Annotated in this window: 18 protein-coding genes; 13 read left to right on the top strand and 5 right to left on the bottom strand. The window is 54.3% G+C overall.

What is annotated here, in order from left to right; all coding sequences use genetic code 11:
* Positions 1 to 2: 2 nt before the first annotated feature.
* From infB to mtr, 9 genes are all read left to right on the top strand, one after another.
* Entirely contained in the window at positions 3 to 2,717 is a 2,715-nt protein-coding gene (gene infB, locus DFO56_RS20645) for a translation initiation factor IF-2 (RefSeq protein ID WP_020455415.1), read from the top strand.
* 132 nt (positions 2,718 to 2,849) lie between these two features.
* Positions 2,850 to 3,251 (top strand): 30S ribosome-binding factor RbfA, encoded by a 402-nt coding sequence (gene rbfA, locus DFO56_RS20640; protein ID WP_017457355.1) that lies wholly within the window; start codon positions 2,850 to 2,852, stop codon positions 3,249 to 3,251.
* Positions 3,251 to 4,198 (top strand): tRNA pseudouridine(55) synthase TruB, encoded by a 948-nt coding sequence (gene truB / locus DFO56_RS20635; protein WP_045513221.1) that lies wholly within the window; start codon positions 3,251 to 3,253, stop codon positions 4,196 to 4,198. Before rbfA ends, truB begins: the two co-directional genes overlap by 1 nt.
* 146 nt (positions 4,199 to 4,344) lie before the next feature.
* Positions 4,345 to 4,614, top strand: coding sequence for a 30S ribosomal protein S15 (gene rpsO, locus DFO56_RS20630; protein WP_017457357.1), 270 nt, complete (start codon positions 4,345 to 4,347; stop codon positions 4,612 to 4,614).
* Positions 4,615 to 4,858: 244 nt separating this feature from the next.
* Positions 4,859 to 6,994: a polyribonucleotide nucleotidyltransferase gene (gene pnp, locus DFO56_RS20625; RefSeq protein ID WP_045513217.1), complete on the top strand. Its 2,136-nt coding sequence runs from the start codon at positions 4,859 to 4,861 to the stop codon at positions 6,992 to 6,994.
* Between the two features lie 108 nt (positions 6,995 to 7,102).
* On the top strand, positions 7,103 to 7,987 hold the full coding sequence (gene nlpI, locus DFO56_RS20620; protein WP_020455412.1) for a lipoprotein NlpI: 885 nt from the start codon (positions 7,103 to 7,105) through the stop codon (positions 7,985 to 7,987).
* Between the two features lie 106 nt (positions 7,988 to 8,093).
* Positions 8,094 to 8,174 carry a protein YrbN gene (gene yrbN / locus DFO56_RS25190; RefSeq protein WP_097400725.1) on the top strand — a complete coding sequence of 27 codons (81 nt, stop codon included), beginning with the start codon at positions 8,094 to 8,096 and terminating at the stop codon, positions 8,172 to 8,174.
* Positions 8,167 to 10,062: a DEAD/DEAH family ATP-dependent RNA helicase gene (locus tag DFO56_RS20610; RefSeq protein WP_045513214.1), complete on the top strand. Its 1,896-nt coding sequence runs from the start codon at positions 8,167 to 8,169 to the stop codon at positions 10,060 to 10,062. Before yrbN ends, DFO56_RS20610 begins: the two co-directional genes overlap by 8 nt.
* 140 nt (positions 10,063 to 10,202) lie before the next feature.
* A complete protein-coding gene (gene mtr, locus DFO56_RS20600; protein WP_020455410.1) occupies positions 10,203 to 11,447 on the top strand; it encodes a tryptophan permease in 1,245 nt (414 codons plus the stop codon).
* A gap of 42 nt (positions 11,448 to 11,489) precedes the next feature.
* Here the strand turns inward: mtr and DFO56_RS20595 are convergent, their stop codons facing one another.
* The 3 genes from DFO56_RS20595 to DFO56_RS20585 form a co-directional block, all read right to left on the bottom strand.
* Positions 11,490 to 12,497, bottom strand: coding sequence for an LLM class flavin-dependent oxidoreductase (locus DFO56_RS20595; protein WP_045513210.1), 1,008 nt, complete (start codon positions 12,495 to 12,497; stop codon positions 11,490 to 11,492).
* 142 nt (positions 12,498 to 12,639) lie between these two features.
* A complete protein-coding gene (locus DFO56_RS20590; RefSeq protein ID WP_020455408.1) occupies positions 12,640 to 13,518 on the bottom strand; it encodes a U32 family peptidase in 879 nt (292 codons plus the stop codon).
* 7 nt (positions 13,519 to 13,525) lie between these two features.
* Positions 13,526 to 14,521, bottom strand: coding sequence for a peptidase U32 family protein (locus tag DFO56_RS20585; protein ID WP_020455407.1), 996 nt, complete (start codon positions 14,519 to 14,521; stop codon positions 13,526 to 13,528).
* A gap of 239 nt (positions 14,522 to 14,760) precedes the next feature.
* Between DFO56_RS20585 and DFO56_RS20580 the strand changes: the two genes are divergently transcribed.
* Positions 14,761 to 15,285, top strand: a complete 525-nt coding sequence (locus DFO56_RS20580) for an SCP2 domain-containing protein (RefSeq protein ID WP_020455406.1) — start codon at positions 14,761 to 14,763, stop codon at positions 15,283 to 15,285.
* Positions 15,279 to 15,782 (top strand): GNAT family N-acetyltransferase, encoded by a 504-nt coding sequence (locus DFO56_RS20575; protein WP_045513207.1) that lies wholly within the window; start codon positions 15,279 to 15,281, stop codon positions 15,780 to 15,782. Before DFO56_RS20580 ends, DFO56_RS20575 begins: the two co-directional genes overlap by 7 nt.
* Here the strand turns inward: DFO56_RS20575 and DFO56_RS20570 are convergent.
* Complete coding sequence (locus tag DFO56_RS20570) at positions 15,769 to 16,110, bottom strand: GIY-YIG nuclease family protein (protein WP_082071809.1); 342 nt, start codon at positions 16,108 to 16,110, stop codon at positions 15,769 to 15,771. The genes DFO56_RS20575 and DFO56_RS20570 overlap by 14 nt on opposite strands.
* 14 nt (positions 16,111 to 16,124) lie before the next feature.
* Between DFO56_RS20570 and DFO56_RS20565 the strand changes: the two genes are divergently transcribed.
* Positions 16,125 to 16,562 carry a YhbP family protein gene (locus DFO56_RS20565; protein ID WP_045513203.1) on the top strand — a complete coding sequence of 146 codons (438 nt, stop codon included), beginning with the start codon at positions 16,125 to 16,127 and terminating at the stop codon, positions 16,560 to 16,562.
* Here DFO56_RS20565 and DFO56_RS20560 read toward each other — a convergent pair.
* Positions 16,548 to 17,066: a type 1 glutamine amidotransferase gene (locus DFO56_RS20560; RefSeq protein ID WP_020455402.1), complete on the bottom strand. Its 519-nt coding sequence runs from the start codon at positions 17,064 to 17,066 to the stop codon at positions 16,548 to 16,550. The genes DFO56_RS20565 and DFO56_RS20560 overlap by 15 nt on opposite strands.
* Before the next feature lie 120 nt (positions 17,067 to 17,186).
* Here DFO56_RS20560 and DFO56_RS20555 point away from each other — a divergent pair, with 120 nt between their 5' ends.
* Positions 17,187 to 17,840 carry an NAD(P)H-binding protein gene (locus DFO56_RS20555; protein WP_045513199.1) on the top strand — a complete coding sequence of 218 codons (654 nt, stop codon included), beginning with the start codon at positions 17,187 to 17,189 and terminating at the stop codon, positions 17,838 to 17,840.
* The last annotated feature ends 37 nt before the right edge of the window (positions 17,841 to 17,877 follow it).

Genomic DNA, 17,877 nt, shown 5'->3' with positions numbered 1-17,877 from the left:
GCATGACAGATGTAACCGTAAAAACGCTGGCCGCTGAGATTCAAACCTCTGTGGACCGCCTGGTACAGCAATTTGCTGACGCAGGGATCCGCAAGTCCGCTGAAGACTCAGTGACGGCACAAGAAAAGCAGACGCTGTTAGCGCATTTGAACCGTGAGCACGGTTCTTCGCCTGACAAGCTGACTCTGCAGCGCAAGACGCGCAGTACATTAAGTATTCAGGGCACCGGTGGGAAAAGTAAATCGGTGCAGATCGAAGTCCGTAAAAAACGCACCTTTGTAAAACGCGATCCACAAGAGGCTGAACGTCTCGCTGCGGAAGAAGAGGCGATGCGTGAAGCGGAAGAGAAGGCCCGTCGTGAAGCAGAGGAAGCCGCTGAGCGCGAAGCCGAGGAAAAAGCCAAACGTGATGCCGAAGCTCGTGCGAAACGTGAAGCTGATGAAAAGGCTAAACGCGAAAATGCTGAAAATGCAAAACGCGAAGCTGCGGAAAATAGCAAAGTGAGCAACCAACAATCTGACGAAATGACCAGGACAGCCCAGGCGGAAAAAGCCCGCCGTGAATCCGAAGCGCAAGAACTTAAGCGCAAAGCGGAAGAAGAGGCTCGTCGTAAACTGGAAGAAAATGCGCGTCGCGTAGCGGAAGAAGCTCGTCGTATGGCTGAACAAAATGAAGCGAACTGGGCAGCTCCGGCAAGCGAAGAAGAAGAGACTACTGGTGACTACCATGTAACCACTTCCCAGCATGCCCGCCAGGCGGAAGATGATAACGACCGTGAAGTTGAAGGCGGTCGTGGTCGCAGCCGCACAGCGAAAGCAGCGCGTCCGAAGAAAGGCAACAAACACGCTGAAAGCAAAGCTGATCGTGAAGAAGCGCGTGCGGCAGTTCGCGGTGGTAAAGGCGGCCGTCAGCGTAAAGGTTCTGCTCTGCAGCAGGGCTTCCAGAAGCCAGCTCAAGCGGTTAACCGTGACGTCGTGATCGGCGAGACCCTGACCGTTGGCGAACTGGCTAACAAGATGGCGGTTAAAGGCTCTCAGGTCATCAAAGCGATGATGAAACTGGGCGCGATGGCGACCATCAACCAGGTTATTGACCAGGAAACTGCGCAACTGGTTGCTGAAGAGATGGGCCATAAAGTTATCCTGCGTCGTGAAAACGAGCTGGAAGAAGCGGTAATGAGCGACCGTGACACAGGTGCTGCGGCAGAGCCGCGCGCACCGGTTGTGACCATTATGGGTCACGTTGACCACGGTAAAACCTCTCTGCTGGACTACATTCGTTCAACGAAAGTGGCCTCAGGCGAAGCGGGCGGCATTACTCAGCACATTGGTGCTTACCACGTTGAAACCGACAACGGCATGATCACCTTCCTGGATACCCCAGGCCACGCCGCGTTTACCGCAATGCGTGCCCGTGGTGCTCAGGCAACGGATATCGTGGTTCTGGTTGTTGCTGCCGATGACGGCGTGATGCCGCAAACTATCGAAGCTATCCAGCACGCGAAAGCGGCGCAGGTGCCGGTAGTGGTTGCCGTGAACAAGATCGATAAGCCTGAAGCCGATCCGGATCGCGTTAAAAACGAACTCTCTCAGTACGGCATCATTCCGGAAGAGTGGGGCGGCGAAAGCCAGTTCGTACACGTTTCCGCGAAAGCTGGTACCGGTATCGACGAACTGCTGGATGCGATCTTGTTGCAGGCCGAAGTTCTTGAGCTGAAAGCCGTACGTAAAGGTATGGCGAGCGGTGTGGTTATCGAATCCTTCCTCGATAAAGGTCGTGGTCCGGTGGCATCCGTGCTGGTGCGCGAAGGTACGCTGCATAAAGGCGATATCGTGCTGTGTGGCTTCGAATATGGCCGCGTGCGTGCGATGCGTGACGAATTGGGTCGCGAAGTCACCGAAGCTGGTCCGTCCATTCCGGTGGAAATCCTCGGTCTGTCCGGTGTTCCGGCTGCGGGTGATGAAGCGACTGTTGTGCGTGACGAGAAGAAAGCGCGTGAAGTGGCACTGTACCGTCAGGGCAAATTCCGCGAAGTTAAACTTGCGCGTCAGCAGAAATCCAAACTGGAAAACATGTTTGCCAACATGACCGAAGGCGAAGTTCACGAAGTGAACATCGTTCTGAAGGCCGATGTTCAGGGTTCTGTCGAAGCTATCTCCGATTCTCTGCTGAAACTGTCTACCGACGAAGTGAAAGTGAAGATCGTGGGTTCTGGCGTAGGTGGTATCACCGAAACCGACGCGACGCTGGCTGCTGCATCCAACGCGATTCTGGTTGGCTTTAACGTTCGTGCCGACGCTTCTGCGCGTCGCGTGATCGAAGCGGAAGGTCTGGATCTGCGTTACTACTCCGTCATCTATAACCTGATCGACGAAGTGAAAGCGGCAATGAGCGGTATGCTCTCTCCGGAGCTGAAACAGCAGATCATCGGTCTGGCGGAAGTTCGCGATGTGTTCAAATCGCCGAAATTCGGTGCGATCGCGGGCTGTATGGTTACCGAAGGTGTGGTTAAACGTCACAACCCGATCCGCGTTCTGCGCGACAACGTGGTTATCTATGAAGGCGAGCTGGAATCCCTGCGTCGCTTCAAAGATGACGTCAACGAAGTCCGTAACGGCATGGAATGTGGTATCGGCGTTAAGAACTACAATGATGTACGTACCGGCGATATGATCGAAGTGTTCGAGATCATTGAGATCCAACGTACTATTGAGTAATTCGCTTCGCTTTTCGGCTGCTAGCCAGCCGAAATGAAAAGTGGATGAACATTGCTGGCCGGGTAAGCGAAGCGCCTCCCGGCAAGAAATATTAAAAGGGGCTACGGCCCCTTTTTAGTCTGGAGAATTATTATGGCGAAAGAATTTGGTCGCCCGCAGCGCGTGGCTCAGGAACTGCAAAAAGAGATTGCGATTATCCTGCAGCGCGAAATTAAAGATCCGCGTCTGGGTATGATGACCACCGTTTCTGGTGTCGAAGTTTCCCGCGATCTGGCTTATGCCAAAGTGTTTGTCACCTTCCTCAACGATAAAGACGAAGCATCCGTGAAAGCGGGTATCAAAGCGTTGCAGGATGCCTCTGGCTTTATTCGCTCCCTGTTGGGTAAAGCGATGCGTTTGCGTATCGTGCCGGAACTGACGTTCTTCTACGACAACTCGTTGGTGGAAGGGATGCGCATGTCCAATCTGGTGACCAGTGTGGTGAAACACGATGACGAACGTCGTGTGAACCCGGACGACAGCAAGGAGGACTGATGAGTCGTCCTCGTCGTCGCGGTCGCGACGTGCATGGCGTTCTGCTGCTGGATAAACAGCAGGGCGCTTCCAGCAATGATGTGCTGCAAAAAGTAAAGCGTCTTTATAACGCCAACCGTGCCGGACACACCGGAGCGCTTGATCCGCTGGCGACCGGTATGCTGCCGATTTGCCTGGGAGAAGCGACAAAGTTTTCCCAATATCTGCTGGATTCGGACAAACGTTATCGGGTGATTGCCCGCCTTGGACAGCGTACCGATACCTCCGATGCGGATGGGCAAATCGTTGAAGAGCGTCCGTTGACCTTCAGTGCCGAACAACTGGCTACTGCGCTGGAGAGTTTTCGCGGTGATACGCAGCAAGTCCCGTCGATGTACTCTGCCCTGAAATATCAGGGAAAGAAGCTTTACGAGTATGCGCGTCAGGGCATTGAGGTTCCGCGTGAAGCGCGCCCAATTACGGTTTACGAGCTGTTATTTATCCGCCACGAAGGCAATGAACTTGAGCTGGAAATTCACTGCTCGAAAGGGACTTACATCCGTACCATCATTGATGATTTGGGTGAGAAACTGGGCTGCGGCGCACATGTTATCTATCTGCGTCGCCTGGCGGTGAGTAAGTATCCTGTTGAACGTATGGTGACGCTCGAAAAGCTGCGCGAGCTGGTGGAGCAAGCCGAGCAGCAGGGTATCCCGGCAGCACAACTGCTGGATCCGTTACTGATGCCAATGGACAGCCCGGCGTCAGATTTCCCGGCGGTTAACATTCCGTCAGCGGTCGCGGCATACTTCAAAAACGGTCAGCCGGTTCGGGCATCCGCTGCGCCAAAAGCAGGGCTGGTGCGCGTCACAGAAGGCGATGACGCAAAATTCATTGGTATGGGCGAAATGGACGACGAAGGCCGTGTTGCGCCGCGTCGTCTGGTGGTCGAGTATCCTGCACAATGACGGGCTTACCTTGCGGGAAACCATGACTACGAGTAGAATATTGCCGCTTAACGCCGGGCTATGTATTTAACATCACCCGGCGTTAATCCTGAGGCCGCTGAATTAGAGATCGGCGCCTTTTCATTTTTTTATCACTGGAGTTTAAAATGTCTCTAAGCGTTGAAGCTAAAGCAAAAATCGTTTCCGAGTTTGGTCGTGGTTCTAACGACAGCGGTTCTACCGAAGTTCAGGTTGCACTGCTGACTGCTCAGATCAACCACCTGCAGGGTCACTTTGCAGAGCACAAAAAAGATCACCACAGCCGTCGTGGTCTGCTGCGTATGGTTTCTCAGCGTCGTAAACTGCTCGACTATCTGAAACGTAAAGACGTTGCACGCTACACCGCGCTGATCGAGCGTCTGGGTCTGCGTCGCTAAGTCTGGCGAGTTTCAAGAAGGGGCCTACAAGGCCCCTTTTTTCAACCAGGCGGCAGCAATTGGCAGTAAACTAATGTATTGTTGCCAGGTATGATCTTCACTGCAGAGGTTCGCGCGGCTAATGAGAGGCTTTATCCGCAATGGGCGGGTTAGGGTTGTCATTAGTCGCGAGGATGCATGAAGATTCGGTTAAATTGTCAGCATGCCAAAGGTGTGCTGACTTTCATTAAGAAAGGACAGAACTTTGCTGAATCCGATCGTTCGTAAATTCCAGTATGGTCAACATACCGTCACGCTGGAAACCGGCATGATGGCGCGTCAGGCGACTGCTGCCGTTATGGTAAGCATGGATGACACCGCAGTATTCGTGACCGTTGTTGGCCAGAAAAAAGCAAAACCAGGTCAGGATTTCTTCCCGCTGACCGTTAACTATCAAGAGCGTACGTACGCTGCAGGTAAAATCCCTGGCGGTTTCTTCCGTCGTGAAGGCCGTCCGAGCGAAGGCGAAACGCTGATCGCGCGTCTGATTGACCGCCCGGTTCGCCCGCTGTTCCCGGAAGGGTTCGTGAACGAAGTGCAGGTTATCGCTACCGTGGTTTCCGTTAACCCGCAGGTTAACCCGGATATCGTAGCCATGATCGGTGCTTCCGCCGCGCTTTCACTGTCTGGTATTCCGTTCAATGGCCCGATTGGCGCCGCGCGTGTTGGTTATATCAACGACCAGTACGTTCTGAACCCAACTCAGGAAGAGCTGAAAGCAAGTAAGCTGGACCTGGTCGTAGCCGGTACTGAAGCCGCGGTTCTGATGGTTGAATCTGAAGCGGAACTGCTGAGTGAAGATCAGATGCTGGGCGCTGTGGTGTTTGGCCACGACCAGCAGCAGATTGTTATCCAGAGCATCAACGAGCTGGTAAAAGAAGCAGGCAAACCGCGTTGGGACTGGCAGCCGGAAGCGGTGAACGAAGCGCTGAACGCGCGCGTTGCTGCACTGGCAGAATCACGTTTAAGCGATGCGTATCGCATCACTGACAAACAAGAGCGTTATGCTCAGGTTGACGTGATCAAATCCGAAACCATCGCAACGCTGGTGGCAGAAGATGAAACCCTGGATGCCAATGAGCTGGGTGAAATCCTGCACGCTATCGAGAAAAACGTTGTTCGTAGCCGCGTACTGGCAGGCGAACCGCGTATCGATGGCCGCGAAAAAGATATGATCCGTGGTCTGGACGTTCGTACCGGTGTTCTGCCTCGCACCCATGGTTCCGCACTGTTTACCCGCGGCGAAACTCAGGCGCTGGTTACTGCAACTCTGGGTACCGCACGTGACGCGCAGATCATCGACGAGCTGATGGGCGAGCGCACTGACTCTTTCCTGTTCCATTACAACTTCCCTCCGTACTCCGTAGGGGAAACCGGGATGGTTGGTTCGCCGAAACGTCGTGAAATTGGTCACGGCCGTCTGGCTAAACGCGGCGTGCTGGCAGTAATGCCGGATGCTGATAAATTCCCGTACACCGTACGTGTGGTTTCTGAAATCACCGAATCGAACGGCTCTTCTTCTATGGCTTCCGTTTGTGGCGCATCTCTGGCGCTGATGGACGCAGGCGTACCGGTGAAAGCCGCCGTTGCGGGTATCGCAATGGGTCTGGTGAAAGAAGGCGACAACTTTGTTGTTCTGTCCGACATCCTGGGCGACGAAGATCACCTGGGCGATATGGACTTCAAAGTAGCGGGTTCCCGCGACGGTATCTCTGCGCTGCAGATGGATATCAAAATTGAAGGTATCACCAAAGAGATCATGCAGGTTGCGCTGAACCAGGCGAAAGGTGCTCGTCTGCATATTCTGGGTGTAATGGAGCAGGCGATTAACGCGCCGCGTGGTGATATCTCTGAATTTGCGCCGCGTATCCATACCATCAAAATTAATCCAGATAAGATCAAAGACGTGATCGGTAAAGGCGGCTCCGTCATTCGTGCGCTGACCGAAGAAACCGGCACCACCATCGAAATCGAAGATGATGGTACCGTGAAAATCGCAGCTACTGACGGCGACAAAGCGAAACATGCTATTCGCCGTATTGAAGAGATCACGGCTGAGATCGAAGTGGGCCGTGTCTATAGCGGTAAAGTGACCCGCATCGTTGACTTTGGCGCATTTGTTGCCATCGGCGGCGGTAAAGAAGGTCTGGTTCATATTTCTCAGATCGCGGACAAACGCGTTGAGAAAGTGACCGATTATCTGCAGATGGGCCAGGAAGTGTCGGTTAAAGTTCTGGAAGTTGACCGTCAGGGCCGTATTCGTCTGAGCATTAAAGAAGCGACTGAGCAGACTCAGCCTGTTGAAGCGTCGGAAGCGCCGCAAGCAGAGCAGGGCGAGTAAGGTTGTTTTTGCCCTCCGCTATCGCGGAGGGCTTATTAGCAGGCAGGACGCCATGTTTGCAGCCGGGGGACAGGACGTTCATCCAATTGTTGTCTTCGGGAGTGGGAAATGAAGCCTTTTTTGCGCTGGTGTTTCGTTGCGACAGCTTTAACGCTGGCAGGATGCAGCAACTCTGCCTGGCGTAAAAGTGAAGTCCTCGCGGTGCCATTGCAACCGACTTTGCAGCAAGAAGTGATTCTGGCACGCATGGAACAAATTCTTGCCAGTCGGGCTTTAACCGATGACGAACGCGCACAGCTTTTATATGAGCGCGGAGTGTTGTATGATAGCCTCGGTTTGAGAGCCTTAGCGCGAAATGATTTCTCGCAAGCGCTGGCAATCCGACCCGATATGCCGGAAGTATTCAATTACTTAGGCATTTATTTAACGCAGGCAGGCAATTTTGATGCTGCCTATGAAGCGTTTGATTCTGTACTTGAGCTTGATCCAACTTACAACTACGCGCACTTGAATCGCGGGATCGCATTGCATTACGGCGGTCGCGACAAGTTAGCGCAAGATGATCTGCTGGCGTTTTATCAAGACGATCCTAATGATCCTTTCCGGAGTCTGTGGCTTTACATCGTTGAGCGGAAGCTTAATGAGAAGCAGGCTAAAGAAGCACTGAAACAGCGCTTCGAAAAATCGGACAAGGAACAGTGGGGATGGAACATTGTCGAGTTCTACCTCGGCGACATTAGCGAAGCAACGCTAATGGATCGCCTGAAGGCAGACGCAACGGATAACACCTCGCTCGCTGAGCATCTCAGTGAAACCAACTTCTATTTAGGTAAGTACTACCTAAGTCTGGGGGATAAGGACAGCGCCACGGCACTGTTCAAACTAGCGGTTGCCAACAACGTCCATAATTTTGTTGAGCATCGTTACGCATTGTTGGAATTAGCGCTCTTGGGCCAGGAGCATGACGACCTGGCAGAATCGGACCAGCAATAGCTGACGAACATATCAGCCCGTAATCTTTTTTGATTGCCATCACCTTCGCGGGTGAGGGCTTCATTGTTCGTTAATTAACCTACTTTGAGCCGGTTCACACTTTTCAATGAAAATTGCTAATTTTTTTCACGATGAGTTATGTAGACTGGCCGCCAATGACATAGAGGCACTTGTACTACATGGCTGAATTCGAAACCACTTTTGCAGATCTGGGCCTGAAGGCTCCCATCCTTGAAGCCCTTAACGATCTCGGTTACGAAAAACCATCTCCGATCCAGGCTGAGTGCATCCCGCATCTGCTGAACGGTCGTGACGTGCTGGGCATGGCCCAGACTGGTAGCGGTAAAACTGCAGCGTTTTCTCTGCCGCTGCTGAACAACATCGATCCGGACCTGCGTGCGCCGCAGATCCTTGTGCTCGCTCCGACCCGCGAACTGGCGGTTCAGGTTGCTGAAGCAATGACCGATTTCTCTAAACATATGCGCGGTGTAAGCGTGGTAGCCCTGTACGGCGGCCAGCGTTATGACGTGCAATTACGCGCTCTTCGCCAGGGGCCACAGATCGTCGTCGGTACGCCGGGTCGTCTGCTGGATCACCTGAAACGCGGCACGCTGGATCTCTCTAAACTGAGCGGTCTGGTGCTGGATGAAGCCGACGAAATGCTGCGCATGGGCTTTATCGAAGACGTAGAAACCATCATGGCGCAGATCCCGGAAGGTCATCAGACCGCTCTGTTCTCTGCCACCATGCCGGAAGCAATCCGTCGCATTACTCGCCGCTTTATGAAAGAGCCGCAGGAAGTGCGCATTCAATCCAGCGTGACGACTCGTCCGGACATCAGCCAGAGCTACTGGACTGCATACGGCATGCGTAAAAACGAAGCGCTGGTTCGCTTCCTGGAAGCGGAAGATTTTGATGCGGCGATCATCTTCGTTCGTACCAAAAACGCAACGCTGGAAGTGGCTGAAGCGCTGGAACGCAGTGGCTATAACAGCGCCGCACTGAACGGTGACATGAACCAGGCACTGCGTGAGCAGACGCTGGAGCGCCTGAAAGACGGTCGTCTGGATATCCTGATCGCAACTGACGTTGCAGCACGTGGTCTGGACGTTGAGCGCATCAGCCTGGTTGTTAACTACGACATCCCGATGGATTCTGAATCCTACGTTCACCGTATCGGTCGTACCGGTCGTGCGGGTCGTGCGGGCCGTGCACTGCTGTTCGTTGAGAACCGCGAGCGTCGTCTGCTGCGTAACATCGAACGTACGATGAAACTGACCATTCCGGAAGTGGAACTGCCGAACGCAGAGCTGCTGGGCAAACGCCGTCTGGAAAAATTCGCCGCTAAAGTTCAGCAGCAGCTGGAAAGCAGCGATCTGGATCAGTACCGCGCGCTGCTGGCAAAAATCCAGCCTTCTGCTGAAGAAGAGATGGATATTGAAACGCTGGCCGCTGCACTGCTGAAAATGGCTCAGGGCGAACGTCCGCTGATCCTGCCGCCGGATGCACCGATGCGTCCTAAGCGTGAGTTCCGCGATCGTGATGACCGTTTCGAACGCCGTGGCGATCGTAACGATCGTGGTCCGCGTGGCGAACGTGGTGGCGAAGATCGTCCGCGTCGTGAACGTCGTGATGTTGGTGAAATGGAACTGTATCGTATCGAAGTGGGCCGCGATGATGGTGTTGAAGTACGCCATATCGTTGGTGCTATCGCGAACGAAGGTGATATCAGCAGCCGTTACATTGGTAACATCAAACTGTTTGGTACTCACTCTACCATTGAGCTGCCGAAAGGCATGCCGGGCGAAGTTCTGCAGCACTTCACTCGCACGCGTATTCTGAACAAGCCGATGAATATGCAGCTGCTGGGCGATGCACAGCCTCGTGAGCGTAGCGAACGTCGTGGTGGCGGTGAGCGTCGCGGCGGTTTCGGTGGTGAACGCCGTGAAGGTGGTCGTGGTGAAGGCCGTCGTTTCAGCGGTGAGCGTCAGGAAGGTCGTAGTTTCGGTGGCGAACGTCGTGCACCGCGCCGCGATCGTGACGATAGCGCTCCGCGTCGCCGTAACGACGCATAATTTGCGTTACAGTCTGTAAAGAAATAGATACAGCCCCGATCGAAAAGATTGGGGCTTTTTTTATCCGTAATGTACTCCTGTACTGGTACAATGCAGCAGCCTGAACTACAGGCATTGCTCACCACAGGAGAATCATTCAGATGTCGACACTGACAACCACACAAGCTTCCCCTTCGCTGTTCGGCGGGGTAGTGATTATTGGCGGCACGATCATTGGCGCAGGCATGTTTTCACTGCCGGTGGTGATGTCCGGCGCGTGGTTTTTCTGGTCATTGCTGGCGCTCGTTTTTACCTGGTTTTGCATGTTGCACTCCGGGCTGATGATCCTTGAAGCCAACCTGAATTACCGGAGCGGCGCGAGCTTCGATACCATCACAAAAGATTTGTTGGGAAAAGGCTGGAACCTGGTTAACGGTATCTCGATTGCTTTCGTGCTCTATATCCTGACTTACGCCTACATTTCGGCAAGCGGCTCTATCTTGCACCACACCTTTGCGGAAATGTCGCTGGATGTTCCGCCGCGTCTGGCCGGGCTTGCCTTTGCGCTGCTGGTGGCATTTATCGTCTGGCTCTCGACACACGCTGTCAGCCGAATGACGGCGATTGTACTGGGTGCGAAGGTCATCACCTTCTTCCTCACTTTTGGCAGCCTGTTGGGGCATGTCGAGCCAGCAACCTTATTTAACGTTGCTCAGAGCGATGCTTCGTACACGCCTTATCTGTTGATGACGCTGCCCTTCTGTCTGGCCTCGTTTGGCTACCACGGCAATGTGCCGAGCCTGATGAAATACTACGGCAAAGATCCGCGTACCATTATTCGTTGCCTGGTCTACGGCACGCTGCTGGCGCTGGGGTTATATGTGATTTGGTTGCTGGTTACCATGGGGAACATCCCGCGTCCGGCGTTTATTGAGATCGCGGCCAAAGGCGGGAATATCGATGTGCTGGTGCAGGCGCTGAGCGGCGTGCTGAATAGCCGCAGTCTGGATCTGTTGCTGGTTGTCTTCTCAAACTTTGCCGTCGCCAGTTCCTTCCTCGGCGTGACGTTGGGGCTGTTTGACTACCTGGCGGACTTGTTCAAGTTTGATGATTCCCCGCTGGGACGTTTTAAAACCGCACTGCTGACCTTTTTGCCGCCGATTGTGGGTGGTTTACTGTGGCCGAACGGCTTTTTGTATGCAATTGGTTATGCGGGTCTGGCAGCAACGATATGGGCGGCGATTGTTCCGGCATTGCTGGCAAATGCGTCGCGTAAGCGCTTTGGCAGTCCGGCATTTCGCGTGTGGGGTGGCAAGCCGATGATCGTATTGATCCTGCTGTTTGGCATCGGCAACGCGGTCGTGCATCTGCTTTCCAGCTTTAATTTGCTACCTGTTTACCAGTAATTATTTCTCTCCTCTCCCATATGGGAGAGGAGAATCTCTGCGCTAGCCGAGCAGTTCTTCTTTCACCTGCATCGCCAGCTCAAACGAGTAGAGCCGCGCCTGGTGATCAAAAATCTGCCCGTTGACCATGATTTCGTCGGCGTCCGTTTCCCGCAGAATCGACTCCAGCCCGTGGCGCACTTTCGCTTTATCACCCACCAGCGACATACTCAACGCCTGCTGTACGCCGTATTGTTCCGATGCTGACCAGAACTGATCCATATTGGGGATCGGTGGTGGCAACTGCGCGCTTTCACCACGGCGCAATTTCACAAAGGCCTGCTGCATAGAGGTAAACAGGAATTCCGCATCGCGGTTGCTGTCGGCTGCGACAATATTGATGCACACCATCACGTACGGTTTTTCCAGCCGCGCCGAAGGCGTAAAGTTGGTGCGATAAAGATGCAACGCCTGAAACAACATATCCGGCGCGAAGTGCGAAGCAAAGGCAAACGGTAAGCCCAGTTGTGCGGCCAGTTGCGCGCTATACAGGCTTGAGCCCAGCAGCCAGACGGGGATTTTTTCACCGTAGCCCGGGACCGGTCGTACGTGCGGGTTTGGATCGCGGGCATCAAACCAGTCCACCAGTTCAGCGACATCTCGCGGGAAATTGTCGATATCACCGCTCATATGGCGGCGCAGCGCCATCATGGTGCGCTGGTCGCTGCCTGGCGCGCGGCCAAGCCCGAGATCGATACGACCGGGGTAGAGCGTATTCAATGTGCCGAACTGCTCGGCAATCACCAAAGGTGAATGGTTTGGCAGCATCACGCCGCCGGAACCCAAATGCAGAGTTTGCGTATTCGCCGCCAGATAGCCAATCAATACGGAAGTCGCCGCGCTGGCGATACCGGTCATATTGTGGTGTTCTGCCAGCCAGTAGCGATGATAACCGCGCTGTTCGGCCAGTTTCGCCAGATCCAGCGAATGAGTGAACGCCTCGCGGGCGCTGGAGTTTTGCGGGATCGGCGCAAGATCAAGCACCGAAAAAGGGATCATTTTATCAGACATACACACTCACTTTGCTACAGCATTGTCATCAGATTGAAGGTCTTCTTCCAGCCTGGCGCAATGTGCCGCGCCAGGCCAGAAAAGCTGCAACTTTCATACTGCATTAACTTGTGACAATTCTTGTTAACAAAGTGAGCTTTTATTACTGCTGTAAAGCCAGACCCGGCAGCCTGCGCCAGTAGCCGTTGCAATCGCTATTAGATGCCAGTGGCAGCGGCGCATTACCCGTTTCATTAGCCTTAAACGCGTCAAGCATGGCAAACGTCTCGTTACCCATCGGCGACAGGCGCACCATATCCACAAGGCCATTCATTGAGACCAGTTCATTGCCAAGGTTGTAAACATAGCCGCTCATCGTCTGGATACCGTTGAGCACAAAGACTTGCTGATTCTCTTGCGAAAGGATGCTGCGTCCGTTCGGGTATTTAATGCAGCAGGTTTCGCACTCATCTTTGGGTCTGTCTTCGGAGCGGGCGGTAAAGCAGCGCGCGGAGTAAGCCAGTGGCAGATGACCGTAGCTCAGCACTTCCACTTCAAATTGCTGACGAATACCGAGGGAATCACACTGATCGAGTAAGTTTTTCAGCCAGTCGCGTGAAAGCTCAACCGGCATGCACCAGCGCACCATGCCTTGCTTGAGCAGTAAACGCAGCGCCACCGCGTTGTAGCAGTTGAGCGCATGCCCGGCGACAAACGGCAGCTTGCGCTCGGCGCACATATTCACCACGCCCAGGTCGCTGGCTTCGAGTAAAAACTCGCCGTTATCAACGTAACGTTTTAGTTCGTTTAATTCGGAAGAGGCCTGTACCAGCGCCAGCGTGGAAAGCACAACCTGCTTGCCGCTGCCCGCCAGTTGTTTGGCCATATCCAGCCAGTCGCCCACTTTGGTGGCGCGGCGCTTGCTGCAGACGGCTTCGCCAAGGTAAATCACATCGGCGTGGCTGGTGGCGGCCTGGCGGTAAAAATCTTCCAGCGTCTCTTTTGGCCAGTAGTAAAGCACCGGCCCTAATGAATATTTCATGGTTTTCCTACTGCCATTTGCGGTGATACGCGCCGAGGGTGGTTTGGGTGCCTTCCGACATCGACCCCAGCGTTTCCATCCAGGCCGATTGCGGCACAAAATCTTGCGGCGAGGCCATACAACGGTCGATTGCCTGACGCCATACTTTTGCCACCTGGCTGACATAGGCCGGGCTGCGCTGGCGCCCCTCGATTTTTACCGAGGCAATATTGGCGGCCAGCAGCTCTGGCAGCAGCTCCAGCGTGTTGAGGCTGGTAGGCTCTTCCAGCGCGTGATAGCGCTCGCCATCCACCAGATAGCGGCCTTTGCATAAGGTCGGATAACCGGCGTTTTCGCCATCCTGATAGCGATCAATCAGCACTTCGTTAAGACGGGACTCCAGCCCCTGCGGTGTTTGCTGCCAGCGCACAAAACGCGCCGGAGAACAGGCGCCCACGGTATTGGGTGATTCGCCAGTCAGGTAAGAAGAGAGATAGCAGCGACCTTCCGCCATAATGCACAGGCTGCCAAAAGCGAACACTTCCAGCGGCACCGGCGTGACGCGCGCCAGTTGCTTGACCTGGTGAATCGATAACACGCGCGGCAGCACCACGCGCGCCACGTCAAAGTGGCGATGGTAAAAACGAATCGCCTCTTCGTTGGTCGCGGAAGCCTGGACGGAGACGTGGCGCTCAATATGCGGATAGCGCTCGGCTGCATATTCCAGCATCGCTAAATCCGCCAGGATCAGCGCGTCAGCGCCAATCTGCGCCGCCATATCAACGGCGCGCTCCCAGCGTTGATAGCCATCAGGATGCGCAAATGTGTTAATGGCGATATGCAGCTTGCGGCGGTGTTGATGAACAAAGCTGACCGCTTCCTGCAGCTTCTTCTCGGTAAAATTAAGACCGGCGAAATGGCGGGCGTTGGTATCATCTTTCAGGCCGATATACACAGCGTCAGCGCCGTTTTCGATGGCCGCCTTCAGCGCCGGAAGGTTTCCGGCAGGGCAGAGCAACTCCATAGTGTATCCTGCAAACAGGGGCGCTATGGCCCGGATGTACCCCGTGGGGTCGCTAAGTTGTTAATGAACTGGGATTTTAGTTAACCTGTCAGCGACAATTTTTGATTTGAGGCAGTTAAATGCGTATTGATGGCGCCAATAATCCCCGGCTGTTTATTCGTAATTGTTGATTTGTGCCGCTATGCCATTTGGCGATTGTGGCAAAATAGCAGTCATTATCATTTCAGGGAGTAAAGCTCGTGTTGGATAAATTGCGCTCACGTCTTGTTCACGTTGGCCCGTCGTTACTGAGCGTGCCGGTTAAGCTGACGCCTTTTGCCATCAAACGTCAGGTGCTGGAGCAGGTGCTGCGTTGGCAATTCCAACAGGCGCTGGCGGACGGAGAACTTGAGTTTCTGGAAGGCCGCTGGTTAAGTATCCAGGTTCGGGATATTGGCCTGACGTGGTATACCTCTGTTGCAGATGGGCAGATGATTGTACGTGAATCTGCCGATGCGGATGTCAGCTTCAGCGCGGACGCCAGCGATTTGCTGATGATTGCTGCGCGTAAGCAGGATCCCGATACGCTGTTTTTCCAGCGCCGTCTGGTGATTGAAGGCGATACGGAACTTGGGCTGTACGTGAAAAACCTGATGGACGCCATTGAGCTGGAGCAGATGCCAAAACCTCTGCGGGTGATGCTGCTGCAGCTGGCGGAATTTGTTGAGGCTGGCCTGCAAGCGCCGCCTGCAACGACACAACCTTCTGTAGGTGAGCCATGCTGATTAGAGTTGAAATTCCCATTGATGCTCCCGGTATCGACGCGCTGCTGCGCCGTAGTTTTGACGGCGAAGCGGAAGCGACGCTGGTGCACGATCTGCGCGAAGACGGGCTGATCACGCTGGGATTTGTTGCGACCGATGACGAAGGTCAGGTCATTGGCTACGTGGCGTTTAGCCCGGTTTCGGTCGCCGGTGAAGAGCTGCAATGGGTCGGGCTTGCGCCGCTGGCCGTTGATGAGCAGTACCGCGGGCAGGGTATTGCGCGTCAGTTAGTGTATGAAGGGCTGGATTCACTCAACGAGTTTGGTTATGCGGCGGTGGTCACTTTAGGTGATCCCGCGTTTTATAGCCGTCTCGGGTTTGAGAAAGCGGCGCAGTATGACTTGCGCTGCCGCTGGCCAGAAAGCCATGACGCGTTTTTAGTTCATCGTCTGGCGGATGACGCGTTCAATGGCGTCAATGGTCTGGTCGAATACAGCGATCATTTCAATCGTTTTTAACGGTCACAGATAACAGGCTTTCCCGCAGCGCCTCGAACGAGCCATCCCCGGCGACGAGGTGCTCTTTCTGGCGCTTGGTTAACTGCTTAATGCGGTACTCCAGCCGCAGCGCCAGCGATCTTTCCCCCACCTCGGCCGAAAAAGCCAATGCCAGCGCACCTTTTCCCCGTAACGCTTTTGCGCCTTTCCCGGATTGATGCTGGGTAAAACGCCGTGCGACATCGGTGGTAATACCGGTGTAGAGCATGTTGTCAGCGGTGCGAATAAGGTAAAGAAACCAGGGCGTCATGACGATGTTCAGTATGTTAATGTGAAAGAAAAATAACATGGGGAAGGAAAAAAATGGAGACTCTTGCAGCCATTAATCGCTGGCTGGCGAAGCAGCATGTTGTCACATGGTGTGTGGCGAATCGGGGAGAGTTATGGTGTGCGAACGCGTTCTATTTTTATGATCCGCAAGCGGTCGCGTTTTATATCCTGAGCGAGGATCAAACCCGCCATTCACAGATGACGGGTTTGAAAGCGCAGGTAGCAGGCACGGTAAACGGCCAGCCAAAAACCGTGGCGCTAATTCGCGGCGCGCAGTTCACCGGCGAGATCCGCCGCCTCGACAGCGAAGAGAGTGCGACGTTGCGTGCGAAGTACAATCGTCGCTTTCCGGTCGCCCGCGTATTATCTGCCCCGATGTGGGAAATTCGTCTACACGAACTGAAGTTCACCGATAACACGCTGGGTTTTGGTAAAAAACTGCACTGGATCCGCGACTCAGGCACCCAATAAGCGCAGCGCTTCGCGATTAAATGCGGGCAAATCATCGGGAGTACGGCTGGTAACCAGCTGATCTTTATCGACCACCACTTCCTGGTCGTAGAACTCACCCCCGGCGTTTTTCACATCCACCACAATCGGTTTTACCGCGGTGAGCTTACGCCCGCGTATCGCATCGGCGCTGATCAGCAACTGCGGACCGTGGCAAATGGCGAAGACCGGCTTGCCAGTGCTGATGAAATCGCGCGTGAAGGTGACAAAACGATCGTCGCCGCGAAGATAGTCAGGCGAGTGTCCCCCCGGCAGCAGTAGCGCGTCAAAGTCTGCCGGGCGCACTTCATCAATGGCTTTATCAATTACCACTTCCGCTTCGCCCTTTTTACCGTGAATGGTTTTCCCGGCCTGTTTCTCAATCGTAATAACCTCATGACCGGCCTTGCGGAATTCATGGGCCGGAGAGGTGAATTCTGAATCTTCAAACTCGTCGGTGATCAAGACAGCAATTTTCTTGCTCATACTTCCTCCGTTGTTTTGGCTTCAGAAAGGGAGTTATGCATACTGATAACTCACCAGCACACTAAGCCTGGTTCAGCAGGCTGACATTGCAACACAGATTCATCTGCAAAGGGGGAAGCGATGCAACGTGTATTAATCACCGGTGCCACCGGTCTGGTTGGCGGGCATCTGTTGCGGTTGCTAAACAGCGACCCGCGAATCGACGCGATCACGGCGCCGACTCGCCGACCGTTGCAGGGCATCTCTGGTGTTGCGAACCCGCACGATCCTCAGCTCAGTGACGCGCTGGCACTGGTCACGGAACCGGTCGATACGGTTTTTTGTTGCCTCGGTACTACCCGGCGTGAGGCGGGGAGCAAAGAGGCATTTGTGCTTGCTGATTACACGCTGGTGGTGGACACGGCAATCACCGGCCTGCGCCTTGGCGCCACGCAAATGCTGGTGGTCAGTTCAATGGGAGCAAACGCGCGCTCGCCGTTTTTCTACAATCACGTAAAAGGTGAGATGGAAAACGCGTTGATGGCGCAACAGTGGCCGTCGCTGACCATCGTCCGCCCGTCAATGCTGCTGGGGGATCGGGAGAAAAAACGGGTCAATGAATCGTTGCTGGCACCGCTTTTCCGCCTGTTGCCGGGCAACTGGAAGTCGATTTCCGCCCACGACGTTGCCCGCGCAATGCTGGCGCTGGCATTTTTGCCTGCGAGCCAGCCTGTCCGGGTAGTGAAATCCGCGCAGCTACGGGCGATCGCAGCGGATAGCACATTGGCAAAATAGTTATCACGGCGTACTATTCTCGGGCTTATAAATATAT

The sequence above is a fragment of the Kosakonia sp. AG348 genome (assembly GCF_003337365.1).
Taxonomy (GTDB): domain Bacteria; phylum Pseudomonadota; class Gammaproteobacteria; order Enterobacterales; family Enterobacteriaceae; genus Kosakonia.
This window is presented reverse-complemented; position numbering and strand designations above follow the sequence as displayed.

Bases quoted from the DNA above. Each gene is read 5' to 3' on its own strand.
- infB (WP_020455415.1), top strand. From the start codon at position 3: ATGACAGATGTAACCGTAAAAACGCTGGCCGCTGAGATTCAAACCTCT.
- rbfA (WP_017457355.1), top strand. From the start codon at position 2,850: ATGGCGAAAGAATTTGGTCGCCCGCAGCGCGTGGCTCAGGAACTGCAA.
- truB (WP_045513221.1), top strand. From the start codon at position 3,251: ATGAGTCGTCCTCGTCGTCGCGGTCGCGACGTGCATGGCGTTCTGCTG.
- rpsO (WP_017457357.1), top strand. From the start codon at position 4,345: ATGTCTCTAAGCGTTGAAGCTAAAGCAAAAATCGTTTCCGAGTTTGGT.
- nlpI (WP_020455412.1), top strand. From the start codon at position 7,103: ATGAAGCCTTTTTTGCGCTGGTGTTTCGTTGCGACAGCTTTAACGCTG.
- yrbN (WP_097400725.1), top strand. From the start codon at position 8,094: ATGAAAATTGCTAATTTTTTTCACGATGAGTTATGTAGACTGGCCGCC.
- DFO56_RS20610 (WP_045513214.1), top strand. From the start codon at position 8,167: ATGGCTGAATTCGAAACCACTTTTGCAGATCTGGGCCTGAAGGCTCCC.
- mtr (WP_020455410.1), top strand. From the start codon at position 10,203: ATGTCGACACTGACAACCACACAAGCTTCCCCTTCGCTGTTCGGCGGG.
- DFO56_RS20595 (WP_045513210.1), bottom strand. From the start codon at position 12,497: ATGTCTGATAAAATGATCCCTTTTTCGGTGCTTGATCTTGCGCCGATC.
- DFO56_RS20590 (WP_020455408.1), bottom strand. From the start codon at position 13,518: ATGAAATATTCATTAGGGCCGGTGCTTTACTACTGGCCAAAAGAGACG.
- DFO56_RS20585 (WP_020455407.1), bottom strand. From the start codon at position 14,521: ATGGAGTTGCTCTGCCCTGCCGGAAACCTTCCGGCGCTGAAGGCGGCC.
- DFO56_RS20575 (WP_045513207.1), top strand. From the start codon at position 15,279: ATGCTGATTAGAGTTGAAATTCCCATTGATGCTCCCGGTATCGACGCG.
- DFO56_RS20570 (WP_082071809.1), bottom strand. From the start codon at position 16,110: ATGTTATTTTTCTTTCACATTAACATACTGAACATCGTCATGACGCCC.
- DFO56_RS20565 (WP_045513203.1), top strand. From the start codon at position 16,125: ATGGAGACTCTTGCAGCCATTAATCGCTGGCTGGCGAAGCAGCATGTT.
- DFO56_RS20560 (WP_020455402.1), bottom strand. From the start codon at position 17,066: ATGAGCAAGAAAATTGCTGTCTTGATCACCGACGAGTTTGAAGATTCA.
- DFO56_RS20555 (WP_045513199.1), top strand. From the start codon at position 17,187: ATGCAACGTGTATTAATCACCGGTGCCACCGGTCTGGTTGGCGGGCAT.